We start from the raw sequence: 13,464 nt of genomic DNA, 5'->3' as shown, positions 1-13,464 counted from the left end.
GTCCGCCTTACTTCGTCGCCGCGGTTCCGTTGGCCGCGCCCTTGGTCAGCGGGAGCTTGGGCTCCTGGAGTTGGGCGAGGAGGTGGGCCAGCACGGTGGCCGCGTTGCCGTTGCCCGTGTTCGTGCCGTTGCCCGCCGCCAGGGCGGTCAGGACCTTGGTCGCGTCGTCGGTGAAGCTGCCGGACTCGTCGAGCCAGCCCGCGCCCAGGGTGCGTACCGTCTCGGAGTTGGCGACGAAGCTGTCCACGCTGCGTCCCGCGGAGACCGCGCCCAGCAGGCGGTCGAAGAAGACGCTGTCGCCGCCGACGATCTGGATGTCGGCCTTCTCCAGGCCGGTCGCCAGCACGGTGGCCTGCGCCTCGGCGATCTGCCGCTGCGTCTCCAGGCCCGCGAGGCGGACGTCCTTCTCGGCGGCCAGCCGCAGCCGGTACTCCTCGTGGCCGCGCGAGGCGTCGTCCAGTGCGGCCATCGCCGCGGCCTTCTCGGTCAGGCCCGCGGCCTCCGCCTTGAGGCGGCCGCCGATGAGCGCGGCCTCGGCGGCGGCCTGCGCGGTGACGCCCTCGGCCTCCGCGAGGGCCTTCGCGCGGGCGCCCTCCGCCTCGGCCTTGAGCCGGGCGGCGACACCCTGCGCCTCCGCGGCGCCGACCTTGCTGATCGCGGCCGCGCTGCGCTCCTGCACCTCGACCTCGGCGAGCCCGGCCGCGGCCGCCTCGGCGCGCACGCCCTCGGCGAGCCGGATCTTCGCGGAGGCGTCCAGCTCGGACGCGGCCTTGCGCGCCTCGGCCATGGTGAGCGCCTCGCGGGCCTTGTGCTGGGCGGCCTGCTCGGCGGCCTCGGCCGCCTTGATGTCCTTGACGAGCTGCTCCTGCGCCTGCGCCTCCGCGGTGATGACGAGCGCCTGCCGCTCCCGCTCGGCCTCCTGGACCAGCCGCAGCCCCTTGATGGACTCCTCCTGCTCGGCGACGGTCCGCTCGACGGCGATCCGCTCGCGCACCACGTCGGCGACCTCCCGGCGCTCGCCCTCGACCTCCTTCTCCTTGGAGATACGGGCGAGTTCGGTCTCCCGCTCGCGCGCGATGACCTCCAGGACGCGGTCCTTCTCGATGCGCTCGTTCTCGACGGCGATGACCCGCTCGCGGTTCTTCTGCGCGACCGCGATCTCCCGCGCCTGGTTCTCCCGCTGCACCCCGAGCTGCTCCTCGGTGCGCAGGAACGCGCCCTGGGCGCCCAGCCGTTCCTCCTCCGCGACCTTCGCGGTGGCGGCCTCCTCCTTCGCGCGCAGCGTCTCGACCTCGCGGCGCTGCCGGATCTCCGCCTCGGCCTGCCGCCGCTCCAGCTCCAGGATGGTCTCCCGGGCGTCGACGTTCTGCCGGGTGATCTCCTTCTGCTCGGTGCGCTCGTACTCGTTGGTGCGGACGTGCTCGATCGCGGTCAGCTCGGTGATCTTGCGGATGCCCTGTGCGTCCAGGATGTTGGCGGGGTCGAGCTGGGTGACGGGCGTCTGCTCCAGGTAGTCGATCGCGCAGTCCTCCAGGTGGTAGCCGTTGAGGTCGGTACCGATGACCTGGATGATCTGGTCGCGGAAGTGCTCGCGGTGGGTGTAGAGGTCGACGAAGTCCAGCTGCTTGCCGACGGTCTTGAGCGCCTCGGAGAACTTCGCGCTGAAGAGTGCCTGCAACGTCTGCTGGTGGCTGGCGCGTTCGGTGCCGATCGCCTGCGCGACCTTGATGACGTCCTCCTTCGTCTTGTTGACCCGGACGAAGAAGGTGAGGTGGATGTCCGCGCGGATGTTGTCCTGGCAGATCAGCCCCTCGCGGCCGGTGCGCTGGATCTCGATGGTCTTGACGGAGATGTCCATCAACTCGGCGTTGTGCAGCACCGGGAGGACCACGGCGCCGGTGAAGGTGACGTCCACCTGCCGGGTCCGGGAGATGATCAGCGCGCGCCCCTGCTCGACCTTCCGGAAGAGCTTGCTGATGGTGAAGAGCACGCCGACGGCGATGAGCGCGAGAACGGCGACGAGCACGCCGATCCCGATGGCAGTGGCATCCATGGTGGATCCTTCGGTTCCCTCAGACGGTCAACGGGTCGGATGACGCGCCACCCGGCACGTCGAAAGGTGCGACCCAGAAGAACTCGCCCTCGGGGTCGTAGTCGTAGAGCAGCGCGGTGCTGCCGGCGGTGAAGGTGTCGTCGCCGTGCTGGCGCACCTGGACGACGGCGGTCGAGCCGTCGGGCGCGGCGACCTCGGCCTGCCCGAAGTGCGCGGTGACGCGGCCGGTGCGGATGACGCACACCCGGCCGGTGAAGTCGGCGCGGGACGGCGGCCGTACGTCGGGGAAGAGGCGGCGCAGCGGCCGTACCAGCAGCCAGGTCGCACACCACGAGCCGACCAGCGCGGCGCCGACCACGGCTGCGTACAGCAGCGCGCGGACGGGCGCGGTCGGGACGTCGGCGGAGCGGACGGCCGCGGACCCGGCCAGGCTCAGGAACCACGCGACGGCGACGAGCAGCGACAGCACGACGGTGACGGGCACACCGCCCAGCCCGGCGGCGGCCAGCAGCCCGGCGCCTCCGCCGTGGCCGGATGTGTGCTCGGATGCGTGGTCGGTGAGGTCATGGCGCCCCCCGACGCCATGACCTCCGTGCCCCCCGATACCCCCATGGGCCTCCCCCAAGGCCCCGTGCTCCCCGTACCCCCCGGTTCCCCCGTGTCCACCGGCCGTGCCGTGGTGGTGCCAGGGCCCGTGCGCGTCGGCACCGCCGACCACGACCAGCCCCCAGAACGCCACCACGGCCACCAGAGCGCCCGTGAACACCACGGTCGGAAACCCCAGGACGACGTCGGTGAACTCTCCCATGTCCCCCTCCGCCTCCCCCGTGCGGTGCTTCCGATCCCCGCGGAGATCGTGGCAGGACGGGGACGGCGCGGGCATTTCCGCTTCCCGGCAGACTTCACCGGGCGATCACGTCCGGAACGTGTGGGAACCGAACGCGAAAGGCCGCCGTCCGCGTGACGACGCGGACGGCGGCCTGGTGTGCCGGAAGGCCCTGAAGGCCCGGTGCGGCTCAGCCCTGGGTGGCGAGACCCGCCTCGATCTCCAGCGCGATCTTGATCTTGTCGCTGACGGCGGCCCCCGCGGCCCCGCCCGTCACGCCGAACTCACCGCGGCTGATCTCGGTCGCCGCGGAGAAACCGGCCACCGGGTTGCCGTCGAAGCCCTTGCCGAAGCCGTTGAGCTCCAGGGTGAGGGTCACGGCCTTGGTCACGCCGTGCAGCGTCAGCTCGCCGTCCACCTCGAACAGCTCGGAGGTCTGCGGGCGGATGCCGGTGGAGGTGAAGGTCAGCTCCGGGTACGTCTCGACGTCGAGGAAGTCCGCGCTGCGCACGTGGGTGTCGCGGGTCTCGTTGTTGGTCGAGACCGAGTTGGTCTTGATCACCGCGTTGACGGTGGACTCCAGCGGGTCCTCGGCGGTGACGATGGTGCCCTCGAAGGCCGCGAAGTGGCCGCGGACCTTGGAGACACCGAGGTGCCGGACGTAGAAGGACACGTCGGAGTGCACGGTGTCGATCGTCCACGTCCCGGCGACATAGCCGTCGATCACTTCGGTCTGCGTGCTCATGGCGGAACTCCTCGGGCGGATCATCGGAGCGGGCGGTGATTGAAGACTCAGTAACCATAACTCGGTGGTGTTGAGAGTTCAACCACCTTTATAGTGGAGCTATGGACGATGTGCGATGGCTGAGCGCGGACGAGCAGGACATCTGGCGGGCCTACCTGTCCGCCAGCGTCACCTTCGCCGCGCACCTGGACCGGCAGATGCGGCAGGAGGCGGGTATGCCCATGGCGTACTACGAGATCCTGGTACGCCTCTCGGAGGCGCCCCACCGCCGCCTGCGCATGAGTGAACTCGCCGACGCGTCCCTCTCTTCCCGCAGCCGCCTCTCCCACGCGGTGGCCGCGCTCGAACGCAACGGATGGGTCGAACGGCGCCCCGCGGACGGCGACCGCCGCGGATGGGTCTGCGCGCTCACGTCCGCCGGGTACGAGGCGCTCGCCGCTGCGGCGCCGGGGCATGTCACGACCGTGCGCGAGCACCTTTTCGACGTCCTGACGCCGGAGCAGCTCGCCGCCCTCCGCGAGATCGGGCAGGCCATCACGGCGGGCCTGCAACCCGCCTGCGAAGCGGCTCGCGCGGACGACTCCGACGACGCGTCGGGGCCTTGCGACGCGTAAGGCCCCGCCCCTTCGCCTGTTCCACGCGAAGCGCGGGGCGGGGCGTCAGGGCCAGCCGAGGAGGCGGGCGCCGAGGGCCGCGGTTTCGAGGGTGTAGCGCTGGAGCGGGTCGTCCGGGTCGAAGCCGGTGAGCGCGGCGATGCGCTCCAGCCGGTACGCGAGCGCGCGCACGCTGAGGTCGAGGCGGCGCGCGGCCTCCGCGTTCACATAGCCGGAGGCGGCATACGCGGAGATGGTCTCCAGCAGCGGCACGGCCCCGCCGCGCGCGTCCCGCAGCGGCCCGAGCACCGAGTGCACGAGGTCGGACATCGCGGCCCGGTCCCGCATGAGGACCGGGAAGACCAGCAGATCCGCGGCCATGAGCACGCGCAGGTCGAGCGCCAGCCGCTCCGCGAGGTCCAGCGCGCTGAGCGCCTCCTCGTAGGAGCGCACCACGCCCGCCGCCCCGCTGTGCGGGCGGCTCACCGCGATCCGGCCGCCGCCCTCCTCCGCCGTGGCGAGTTTCACGAACGCGTCCAGCACCGGCTGCTGCTCGGTGGGGGCGACGCACACGAGCCGCCCGTCCTTGGGCGCGACGAGCGCGTCGTGGTCGCCGAAGCGGCCCGCCAGCTCGCGTTCGATCCGCCGCAGCAGCGTGTGCCGCTCGTCGTACGCCTCGCCGGACGGGGGTGCGGCCACGACCACGACGTGGCGTTCGGCGAGCCGCAGCCCGAAGCGTTCGGCCTGCTCGGCGATCCGGCCCGGGTCGCTGCGGCCGTACAGCAGGTCGTCGACGAAAGCCCGCCGTTCGGCCTCGGCGCGGCGCACCGCGTGCCGCTGGGCCCGCGCGTGGCCCTCGGCGAGGGCGTTCACCCCCGCCTCCAGCGCGGCCAGCACGGCGGCGCCGGTACGGCGCAGGTCACCGGGGTCGCGGGCGCCGGTGACGCCCGGCAGCGTGGACCAGGCCCGGCGGGCGGCGGCCAGGTGCCCGGCGGTCAGCTCGCGCAGCCCTATCCCGGCGTCGGCGGCCTGCTCCCCGAGCACCCGGCGGCTCTCGCGCTCGGCGCGGGTCAGGGTGCGGCAGCTGAGGGAGATGTCGGCGAGGGCCTCGGGGAAGCCCGCGAGGAATTCCGCGGGGACGCCGTGCCCGTGCCCGTGCGTGGGCGCGCCGGCACCCGTCGTCGTGCCCGTGCCCGTCCCCACGTCCCCCACCCCTGCCCGTCCCATGACCGCCGGTTGCCGTAAGCCGGACACGGAGAACCTACCAACGCTGCCGGATCCCGGAAACGCCGGGGCGCTCGCGGGTTCGGCGCACCGACAGCACGGAACCCCGGACGGCCGCGGCCGTCCGGGGTTCCGGGGTGCTGCTCGGGGTGACGCGGGGCGTTACTTCGCCGTCGTCGAGGCCTGCGGGGAGGACGCCGGGGCGGCCTCCTGCGCCGTCACGACGTCGCTCGGGGTGATGGCCTCGGGCGCAGGCGTCGCGGTGGACGTCGGCGCGGCGCTCGCGGCGGCGCCCCCGTCATCCGTCTTCATGGCCTTGGCCTCGGACTTCAGGATGCGCATCGACTTGCCGAGACCGCGCGCGGCCTCGGGAAGCTTCTTGGACCCGAACAGCACGATGACGACGATCGCCACCACGATCAGGTGCCACGGCTCCAGCCCGTTTCGCAACATGGGATCCTCGTTTCGCTCAGGGTCCGACTACCTCTGACGTCGGCGCCTCGACTTCGCATTGTCACCCGGAAGCCGCGCTGAACGGCACCCGGGTACTCAAAGCATGCGCAAAAAGCGCGTGAACGGGAAGACCCTCCAGGTCTGGCGTGTGCCGCGGGGATGTGTCAGCGGGGGGCGGATCCCCTGGCCGCGGCCCCGCCGGGCGGGGTGTTGTAGGAGAGCCGGGACGGCGAGGGCAGCGTGTCGGCCACCTGGCTCCAGGCCTGGTCGGTGACGATGCGCGTGATCTGCGCCTCGTCGAGCATGGGAGCCCCGAAGGGCGTCTCGGTGTCCGGGAAGCCGCTCGCGGTGACGTGGTACTGCCCCAGAGCCACGATGTGGTCACCCTTCTTGTAGAGGGCCAGGACCCAGCCCTGGCCCGGCGCCCGGTGGCCGATCACCGACGCGTCGTCCTTGGTGAGCAGCAGCCGACCGCCGTTCACGTTCCGGATCCTGCACCGGTCGGACGGGGTTCCGGGCGTACAGGCGAAGGCTTCCCGGGGCTCCTTGCCGATGGCGAGCTCGACCTCCAGCGTGCCGTTGTCCATGTCCAGCCCGACCGTGACGTCCGGGCCCACGCCGTCCCCGGGTTCGCGGCCCCCGCTGCCCGTGGTCCGGGCGGTGGGCGGCAGGAGCCGGACGAGCCGCTGTGTCATGGTGTTGACCGTCGCGAAGTCCGGCTCGGTGACCGTGGGCGACGCCCCGGACGGGGTGGCCGCCACGCCTGAGCCGTCGCGCGACAGTGCGGTCCCGGCGGCCACCCCGCCGGCCGCGAGGACGACCAGGGCGACGGCCCCCGCGGCGACGCCCGCCGTGCGGCGGCGGCGCATCCTGCGGCCCCTGGCGTGACCGGTGGCGACCAGCAGCAGCGGGTCGTCGGGGGCGAAGGTGTCGGCGGTGCGCCGCAGCATCGTGCTGAGACGCTCTTCGAAGTCCACGTGCATGGGTGCCCTCACAAGGTGCGGAGGAGGATTTCGGGATGCTCAGTGGTCGACGAGGTCGGGCAGTTCGTCACCGAGCTCGGCGCGCAGGCGGTCCAGCGCACGGGAGGACCGGGTACGTATCGCGCCCGCGCTGGCGCCCAGCACGGTGGCGGTCTCGTCGATGCTGCGGTCCTCCCAGTAGCGCAGCACCAGGACGGCCCGGTCCTGCGGGCTGAGCCGCTGGAGCGCCGTGAGCAGGGTCAGGCGCAGCGTGGCGTCGTCGCGCGGGTCGGCGACGGGCGGCGGCTCCGGCGGCTCCGCCGTCGGGCGTTCGGTCGCGCTGCGGCGGCGCTGGTGCGACAGGAAGGCGCGGACGAGGACGGTCTGGGCGTACGCGGCCGGGTTGCCGAGCTTGGCGCGGCGGCCGCCCCAGACGACGTACATCCGGCCGAGGGTCTCCTGGACGAGGTCCTCGGCGAGATGGGTGTCGCCGCCGGTCAGCAGGCACGCCGACCGGTAGAGCGGACCCATGCGGGTCCGGGCGAAATCGAGGTACTCCTGGGTCTGTGCTGGACGCACTGTGTGCGGCTCCCTCCGGACGACGCGCTCACGTCCTTACGACGCGTCGTGCGGGTCCGCGCGTTACAGCCCCGGCGTGAAGCTCTCAGGCCCGCTTGCCGCTGCCCCGCAGCAGACTCGCCGTCGCCGCCAGCAGGCCCATCGCCGCGGCGGCGGTGAAGACGATGACCAGGCCGTGGTGGAAGGGGGCGGAGATGAGGTTCGGGAAGAACTCCTTGCCGGTGAGGACGGCGCGGTTGTGGGCCGGGAGGGTGGGGAGGACGCCGCTGGGCCCGAGGAGGGTCTGGACGGGGTTGATGCCGAGGAAGGCGGAGAAGACCGTCGAGACGGGCGGGAGGGCCGCGGCCTGGGCGGCGGTGGCGGCGGGGACGCCCTGGGCCTGGAGGCCGGAGGAGAGGGCGGCGGGGAGGCGGTCGGCGAGGCCGACGATGAGCAGGGAGAAGAAGATCCCGATGGACAGCGACATGCCGCTGTTCTGGAAGGTGGACCGCATCCCGGACGCGGCCCCGCGGTGCGTGTTCGGGACGCTGCTCATGATCGCCGAGGTGTTCGGCGCGGAGAACATCCCCGAGCCCATCCCGTTGCACATGATGAGCAGCGCGAACGCCCAGTACGGGAAGGTGATCGGGAGCAGCAGCAGGCCCACGAAGCTGCTGCTGAACAGGACGAGGCCGCCGGTGGTGAACAGGCGTACGCCGTAGCGGTCGGACAGCCAGCCGCACAGGGGGCCGGCGATGAGGAACCCGGCGGTGAGGGGGAGCAGGAAGATGCCCGCCCACAGCGGGGCGTCGGCGTAGTCGTAGCCGTGCAGCGGCAGCCAGATGCCCTGGAGCCAGATGATGAGCATGAACTGCAGGCCGCCGCGGGCGACGGAGGCCAGCAGCGAGGCGGCGTTGCCCGCGGTGAAGGCGCGGTTGCGGAAGAGGCCGAGGTTGAACATCGGGTCCGTGACGCGGGACTCGATGACGCAGAAGGCGAGCAGCAGCACGCTGCCGCCGATGAGCCCGGCGAGGACCTTGGGGCTGGTCCAGCCCATGGTGTGGCCGGCGTAGGGCTGGATGCCGTAGGTGATGGAGACGAGGATCGCGCCGAGTCCGGCGGCGAAGGTGAGGTTGCCCCACCAGTCGATACGCGACCTGGTCCGGGCGGAGGTCTCGCGCAGCGAGCGGTAGGCCCAGACGGTGCCGACGATGCCGACGGGGACGTTGACCCAGAAGACCGCGCGCCAGTCCCACGCGGACAGCAGGCCGCCGAGGACGAGGCCGATGAACTGGCCGGACAGCGCGGAGATCTGGTTGATGCCGAGGGCCATGCCGCGCTGGTGGGAGGGGAAGGCGTCGGTGATGATCGCGGCGGAGTTGGCCATGAGCATGGAGCCGCCGAGGGCCTGCACCACGCGCCAGCCGATGAGCCACAGGGCGCCGGACGGCCCGAGGAAGGGGTCGAAGGACAGCGCGACGGAGGCGAGGGTGAAGACGACGAAGCCGAGGTTGTACATCCGTACCCGGCCGACGATGTCGCCGAGCCGCCCGAGGGTGACCACCAGCACCGCGGTGACCAGCAGGTAGCCCATGATCATCCACAGCAGGTAGCTGATGTTGCCGGCCGCGAAGGGGTCGAGGTGGATGCCGCGGAAGATCGCCGGCATGGAGATGATCACGATGGAGGAGTCCACCGTGGCCATGAACATCCCGAGGCTGGTGTTGGACAGCGCGATCCACTTGTAGCGGTCGGGCCGCTGCCCACTGGCCGTGGCGCCGCCGCTGCCGCCCTCGCCGTCCTCGGCCAGGTGTATGTGCGCGGGCTCAGACACGCCGGGTGATCCTCTCCAGCAGGGGGAGGGCCGCCGCGAGGGTGGCCTGCTCCTCGGGGGTGAGTTCGTCGGCGATGGCCCGGGTGAGGCGGCGCGCCTTCTCCTGCCGGGAGCCGCGCAGGCCCGCGCGTCCGGCCTCGGAGACGGTGACGACGATGCGCCGGCCGTCGCGGGGGTCGGGCTCGCGGGTGACGAGGCCGCGCTCGTGCAGCCGGGCGACGATCGTGGCCATCGACTGCGGGCGGATGCCTTCGGCGGTGGCCAGTTCGGAGGCGGTCGCGGCGCCCTCGCGGTCCAGCCGGACGAGGGCGGAGGTCTGCGAGAGGGTCAGTTCGTCGCCGGGCTTGAACTGCCGCAGCCGCCGGACCAGGGGGCCGAGCGCGGCCCGCAGGTCGGCGGCGAGCCGGGCGGGGCTGCCGGGCTCGCCGGGGACGTCCGGTTCGGCCGGGTGTGTGTCCGAGCTGCCGCTGGGCTCCATGGTTCTCAGTATAAACTGTTCAGTCCGGCCTTATGGTAAAGATGGCCGCATGACTGAAGCCTCTGCTTCCTCCGCTCGTCCGGCCTACCCAGCCGACTTCCCGGACACCTCCGCCGGGTCCCTCTTCGCCACCACGATCACGGTCACCGGCCACGGCGGCGACGCGATCGAGGCGTACCTCGCGCGCCCCGCCGGCACCCGCAGCCGCGGCGGCGTCGTCGTCATCCACCACCTTCCCGGCTACGACCGCGGCACCAAGGAATTCGTGCGCCGCTTCGCCGAGATGGGCTACGACGCGATCTGCCCCAACCTCTTCCACCGCGAGGCCCCGGGCGCGGCCCCCGACGACGCGGCCGCGGTGGGCCGCGCGGCGGGCGGGGTGCCGGACGAGCGGCTGGTCGGCGACGTGGCCGGCGCGGCCGCGTACCTGCGCGCGCTGCCGTACGCCAACGGCCGGATCGGTGTCATCGGCCACTGCTCCGGCGGCCGCCAGGCGGTGCTCGCCGCCTGCCGGCTGGACGACGTCGACGCGGCCGTGGACTGCTACGGCGCCTTCGTCGTCGGCGAGGTGCCCGAGGGCATGAACATGAAGGTCACCCCGCTCGTCGCGGACCTGCCGCGGCTCGGCGCCCCGCTGCTCGGCCTGTTCGGCGGCGAGGACAAGTACCCGAGCCCGGAACAGGTCGCCGAACTCGGCCGGATCCTCACCGAGCACGGCAAGGACTTCGAGTTCCACTCCTACGAGGGCGCGGGCCACGCGTTCTTCGCGACCCACCGCCCGAGCTACGACGTGGCCGCCGCCAACGACGGCTGGGAGCGCATCGAGGCCTTCTACGGCAAGCACCTCGCGTCGGCGGAGGGCTGAGCGGCATGTGCACGTACACGACGATCAAGGACGTCGTCGACGGGAGCGCCAAGCCCGGTCCCGACGGCGGGTGGTTCCACGTCTCGGACGTGACGGTCTACTTCGACCACCCCGTGCACGCGATGGCCGAGCACACGCTCAACATCGACTTCACCGACCCCTCGCGCGGCCCGGCCGCGCGCGTCGCGCTCGAACTCACCGCGGAGTCCGCGGTGCGCCTGGTCGAGGCGATCCAGGCCGCGCTGGCGGCCGTCCCGGCGGAGATGCGGGTCTAGCCCGGCCCCGGGGCTGCGGGTCCGCCCCGCGCGGTCCCGGGCAGCACGAAGGGGCGCGGGGAGATCTCCCCGCGCCCCTTGGGGGCGCTTGCGCTGCCGCCTCAGCGGCGGGCGCTGTGCTCGGCGGCGGTCGTGCCGCGTGCCGCCGCGCGGGATCCGCGCCTGCTGCCGCCCATCATGCCGAGCCCCATCGTGGCCAGCCCGAGCGCACAGGCGACGCCGCCGACGATCGCGTTGTTGACGATCGTGTGGGTGGTGGCCGCGTTGGGTCCGGCGATCGCCCAGGGCGCGATGATCGTCCACACGCCGATCGCGATGGCGCACCAGCCAAGACCCACGGTCCGCTCCAGCACGGAGCCGAAGCCCATGGCCAGGACGGCGAGCGCGATGCCGGTGATCAGGTTGCTCACGCGCAGGCCGGTGAACCCGGTGAAGTTCACCACCCACGGCGAGATCGCGAGGTAGAGACCGGTCAACAGGCACAGGCCCTCGATCAGCCCCGAGATCGGCTTCGCAGACGCCTCGGCGTAACGGCCGCGCAGGGCCATCAGGTCGGGATGGGTGTCGATCTGCGATGTCGAGTGAGTCGAATCGGTGGCCATTCCAGCCACCTCCTTCGCAGTGTGCGGGTGCAGTTCGTTTCTGCCGACGGATGTCTCCGGGTCTCCGCCCCGAAGTGCCGCATCCATAACTCAGCGTAGGTCTGGGAAGAGCGGGGTGGCCACTTATACGGCGCATACATTCAGAATGTTTTGTCCTGGTCACGCACGGTGTGTCCCAGGCGACGCGCGGCTACCCGTTTCGTCCCCCCGCGCCCTCCCACGACTGCGCCTCCGCGATCACCGCCGACGCCAGCCGCGCCGACCGCACCGCGATCCCCCGCGGCGGGTACGGCCGCCCCTGCTCCAGCCACCACGTGATGGACTGCACGGACAACGCGGCGAGCACCGTCGGCACGAGGCCGCCGCCCGCGTCGGGGGCCCGGCCCGGCGGAGCGGGCAGGTGCTCGGCGACCATTCCGGCGAGCGTCGCGCGCATGCGGTCGGCGAACCACGGGCTGCCGCCGCGGCCGAGCAGGGCGCCGTAGAAGCGGTGGTAGGTGTCGATGTGCTGGTAGAAGCCGATCCAGCGCTCCAGCGGCGAGCGTTCGGCCCCGTCCGTGCCGTCCTCCCCGTGCTCCCCGCCCTCGCCGTCCTTCCCGTCCTCCCCGCCCTCCCCCGCCATCGCGCCGAGCATCTCCTCGACGGCCTCGTCGAAGATCGTCTCGACGAGCTGGTACTTGTCCCGGTGGCTGCGGTAGAAGGCGGCCCGGCTGACCATCGCCCGCGCGCAGATCTCGCCGACCGTGACGCGGTCGAAGCCGCGCTCCTCGATCAGCTCGATGAGCGCGTCCCGCAGCAGCTTGCGCGTCCGCCGCACCCGTACGTTCTCCACGCCACCCGAGGATGCCACCTCAACGGGCCGTGTTCAGCTCCGTGTTGAGACGGGCGGCCCGCCGCGTCAGGTGCGTGCGCTCCGGGACGGCGGCGGCCTGCCCGGCGGCCTCGGCGTAGAGCCGGGCCGCGGCACGCAGGTCACCGGCCCGCTCGTGGAGGTACGCGGACGCGGCGGTGTAGCGGGGCAGGGCGGGGTCGAGGGCGGCGAGCGCGGCCAGCCCCGCGCGCGGGCCGTCCGCCTCGCCGACCGCGACCGCGCGGTTGAGGCGGACGACCGGGCTGCCGGTCAGCCGCTCCAGCTCGTCGTACCACTCGACGATCTGCACCCAGTCCGTCTCCCGGGCGGTCGGCGCATCCGCGTGCAGGGCCGCGATCGCCGCCTGCGCCTGGAACTCGCCGAGCCGGTCGCGCGACAGCGCCCCCTGCAGGATCGCCACGCCCTCGGCGATCGCGGCGGTGTCCCAGCGGCCGCGGTCCTGCTCGGCGAGCGGCACGAGCGCGCCGTCCGGCCCGGTACGGGACGCGCGCCGGGCGTGGTGCAGCAGCATCAGCGCGAGCAGGCCCGCGACCTCGGGGTGGTCGAACGCGGCGGCCAGCTGCCGGGTGAGCCGGATCGCTTCGGCGGCGAGGTCGACGTCACCGGAGTAGCCCTCGTTGAAGACCAGGTAGAGCGTGCGCAGCACGGTGCCGACGTCACCGGGCCGGTCCAGCCGCTCGCCCGAGACGGTGCGCTTGGCGCGGCTGATGCGCTGCGCCATCGTCGCCTCGGGCACGAGGTAGGCGCCCGCGATCTGCCGGGTCGTGAGCCCGCCGACCGCGCGCAGCGTCAGCGCCACCGCCGAGGAGGGGCTCAGCGCCGGGTGGGCGCACAGGAAGTAGAGCCGCAGCGTGTCGTCCGCGCCGGGCGCGGGCCCCGGCGCCGGCTCCCGGTCGACCCGGTCCTCCCGGCGGCGGCGCGCGCTCTCCGCGCGGGCCACGTCCAGGAAGCGCCGCCACGCGACGGCCACCAGCCAGCCGCGCGGATCGCGCGGCGGCTCGCCCGGCCAGACGCGCACGGCCTCCACGAGCGCGTCCTGCACCGCGTCCTCGGCCGTCGCGAAGTCCGCCCCGCGGCGGACGAGGACGGTCAGGACGTACGGGGTGAGGCCGCGCAGCAGGGCCT

15 protein-coding genes are annotated in these 13,464 nt (G+C 72.8%); 3 read left to right on the top strand and 12 right to left on the bottom strand.

Features of this window, described 5'->3' with window-relative positions; genetic code table 11:
• Positions 1 to 7 precede the first annotated feature (7 nt).
• The 3 genes from ACWERV_RS00815 to ACWERV_RS00805 form a co-directional block, all read right to left on the bottom strand.
• Positions 8 to 2,053 (bottom strand): flotillin family protein, encoded by a 2,046-nt coding sequence (locus tag ACWERV_RS00815; protein WP_452926991.1) that lies wholly within the window; start codon positions 2,051 to 2,053, stop codon positions 8 to 10.
• A gap of 19 nt (positions 2,054 to 2,072) precedes the next feature.
• Positions 2,073 to 2,861 carry a hypothetical protein gene (locus tag ACWERV_RS00810; RefSeq protein ID WP_452926988.1) on the bottom strand — a complete coding sequence of 263 codons (789 nt, stop codon included), beginning with the start codon at positions 2,859 to 2,861 and terminating at the stop codon, positions 2,073 to 2,075.
• A 208-nt stretch (positions 2,862 to 3,069) separates the two neighbouring features.
• Complete coding sequence (locus ACWERV_RS00805; protein ID WP_398176498.1) at positions 3,070 to 3,624, bottom strand: YceI family protein; 555 nt, start codon at positions 3,622 to 3,624, stop codon at positions 3,070 to 3,072.
• Positions 3,625 to 3,725: 101 nt separating this feature from the next.
• Between ACWERV_RS00805 and ACWERV_RS00800 the strand changes: the two genes are divergently transcribed.
• The gene (locus tag ACWERV_RS00800) at positions 3,726 to 4,238 is read left to right on the top strand and encodes a MarR family winged helix-turn-helix transcriptional regulator (protein ID WP_398176496.1); all 513 of its coding nucleotides are present in this window, start codon (positions 3,726 to 3,728) and stop codon (positions 4,236 to 4,238) included.
• 45 nt (positions 4,239 to 4,283) lie between these two features.
• Here ACWERV_RS00800 and ACWERV_RS00795 read toward each other — a convergent pair whose 3' ends face one another.
• From ACWERV_RS00795 to ACWERV_RS00770, 6 genes are all read right to left on the bottom strand, one after another.
• Complete coding sequence (locus ACWERV_RS00795) at positions 4,284 to 5,420, bottom strand: PucR family transcriptional regulator (RefSeq protein ID WP_452926985.1); 1,137 nt, start codon at positions 5,418 to 5,420, stop codon at positions 4,284 to 4,286.
• Positions 5,421 to 5,603: 183 nt separating this feature from the next.
• On the bottom strand, positions 5,604 to 5,894 hold the full coding sequence (tatA, locus tag ACWERV_RS00790) for a Sec-independent protein translocase subunit TatA (protein ID WP_398176492.1): 291 nt from the start codon (positions 5,892 to 5,894) through the stop codon (positions 5,604 to 5,606).
• A gap of 164 nt (positions 5,895 to 6,058) precedes the next feature.
• Positions 6,059 to 6,877, bottom strand: coding sequence for a hypothetical protein (locus tag ACWERV_RS00785; protein WP_452926981.1), 819 nt, complete (start codon positions 6,875 to 6,877; stop codon positions 6,059 to 6,061).
• Between the two features lie 39 nt (positions 6,878 to 6,916).
• Positions 6,917 to 7,435 carry a SigE family RNA polymerase sigma factor gene (locus ACWERV_RS00780; RefSeq protein ID WP_452926979.1) on the bottom strand — a complete coding sequence of 173 codons (519 nt, stop codon included), beginning with the start codon at positions 7,433 to 7,435 and terminating at the stop codon, positions 6,917 to 6,919.
• An 85-nt stretch (positions 7,436 to 7,520) separates the two neighbouring features.
• Positions 7,521 to 9,125, bottom strand: a complete 1,605-nt coding sequence (locus ACWERV_RS00775; protein WP_452927189.1) for an MFS transporter — start codon at positions 9,123 to 9,125, stop codon at positions 7,521 to 7,523.
• Between the two features lie 115 nt (positions 9,126 to 9,240).
• Positions 9,241 to 9,726: a MarR family winged helix-turn-helix transcriptional regulator gene (locus ACWERV_RS00770; protein ID WP_452926976.1), complete on the bottom strand. Its 486-nt coding sequence runs from the start codon at positions 9,724 to 9,726 to the stop codon at positions 9,241 to 9,243.
• A gap of 49 nt (positions 9,727 to 9,775) precedes the next feature.
• Here ACWERV_RS00770 and ACWERV_RS00765 point away from each other — a divergent pair, with 49 nt between their 5' ends.
• Together ACWERV_RS00765 and ACWERV_RS00760 are read left to right on the top strand one after the other, a co-directional pair.
• Positions 9,776 to 10,591 (top strand): dienelactone hydrolase family protein, encoded by an 816-nt coding sequence (locus ACWERV_RS00765; RefSeq protein ID WP_452926973.1) that lies wholly within the window; start codon positions 9,776 to 9,778, stop codon positions 10,589 to 10,591.
• A 5-nt stretch (positions 10,592 to 10,596) separates the two neighbouring features.
• Entirely contained in the window at positions 10,597 to 10,866 is a 270-nt protein-coding gene (locus ACWERV_RS00760) for a DUF6295 family protein (protein ID WP_398176482.1), read from the top strand.
• A gap of 101 nt (positions 10,867 to 10,967) precedes the next feature.
• Here ACWERV_RS00760 and ACWERV_RS00755 read toward each other — a convergent pair whose 3' ends face one another.
• The 3 genes from ACWERV_RS00755 to ACWERV_RS00745 all read right to left on the bottom strand — a co-directional run bounded on the left by ACWERV_RS00755 (position 10,968) and on the right by ACWERV_RS00745 (position 13,459).
• On the bottom strand, positions 10,968 to 11,468 hold the full coding sequence (locus tag ACWERV_RS00755; protein ID WP_452926970.1) for an SPW repeat protein: 501 nt from the start codon (positions 11,466 to 11,468) through the stop codon (positions 10,968 to 10,970).
• Positions 11,469 to 11,658: 190 nt separating this feature from the next.
• A complete protein-coding gene (locus tag ACWERV_RS00750; protein WP_452926968.1) occupies positions 11,659 to 12,300 on the bottom strand; it encodes a TetR/AcrR family transcriptional regulator in 642 nt (213 codons plus the stop codon).
• 19 nt (positions 12,301 to 12,319) lie between these two features.
• A complete protein-coding gene (locus tag ACWERV_RS00745) occupies positions 12,320 to 13,459 on the bottom strand; it encodes an RNA polymerase sigma factor (protein ID WP_452927187.1) in 1,140 nt (379 codons plus the stop codon).
• Positions 13,460 to 13,464 lie beyond the last annotated feature (5 nt).

The sequence above is a fragment of the Streptomyces sp. NPDC004031 genome (assembly GCF_053604375.1).
The sequence above is the reverse complement of the archived record's forward strand: the minus strand, read 5'-3'. Positions and strand labels throughout refer to the sequence as shown.